This is a genomic window from Pseudoalteromonas sp. SR45-6, assembly GCF_014163545.1.
Classification (GTDB): Bacteria; Pseudomonadota; Gammaproteobacteria; order Enterobacterales; family Alteromonadaceae; genus Pseudoalteromonas; species Pseudoalteromonas rhizosphaerae.
In genome coordinates this window covers 1-815 of record NZ_JACJDM010000152.1, presented here as the reverse complement: position 1 = coordinate 815, position 815 = coordinate 1, and the positions used below count along the sequence as shown (strand labels likewise).

Here is an 815-nt window from a genome sequence, read left to right as displayed (position 1 = left end):
TGCCACCTTGATATAGTGGCAACACGCCCGGGTGTAATGGGGTTTGTGCCTTTTATTAGTCATATTGATGAGGATAAATACCCTGAGACTAAAATAGCTGTTCAAGTGCCTGATAACTCAAATAACCCGATGAACTGCTATTTATATTGGGAACGAGTAGTGCGGTTTATGGATAACAACCAACCACTGCCTGATGTGCCTGAGTATGAAAACTGCCGCCACCTTGATGAACTCACCGCTGAATTTGATAAGCAAAATGACAGACCCAATAATTTTTGGAGCGACTTTTCGCTTGCTCAACAAGTCGAAATTTGGCAGAAATTTAATAAAGAGGCTGCGCATTTTAATTGGCTCAGAGCGACACCGAACGAAGAAATAACCAAACCTTGGCTGCATTTTAAAGGTGAGCCTGAGCGTATCGAAAAACTAACATGGAAATACAAAGCAAAGCGCTTAGCACTGCAGTTGTTTATGGGAATACCTTAAAAGATGACTTTATGTATAGCATGCAACTAGGATTCTGATAAAAATTAAAAATGGAATTCAAGCCTAGGGGTTATGCACCCATCTAGGTTTATTGGCACACTGACGACTAAGGAAGTAAAAAGGAAATTAAGAAGAGAGCCACTTTAAATACGCGCATCTTAGTCATAAGGTAGAAAAAAATCAAACCATGCACGAGGTAAACTGCCGCCTACAGGCGATGTAATATAGCTGTTTAAATTTGCGTAGGCGGGGCTTTACGCCGCGCAAATTGAAGAATAAAAACGATATTCACTCTGAATAGTTAAGATGGGTGTCATCTTAATTTCGTT

1 pseudogene is annotated in these 815 nt (G+C 40.2%); it reads left to right on the top strand.

Annotated features, from left to right (window positions below):
- Positions 1 to 486: pseudogene (locus tag H5158_RS22615) on the top strand (hypothetical protein); the annotation flags it as partial.
- Between the last annotated feature and the right edge of the window lie 329 nt (positions 487 to 815).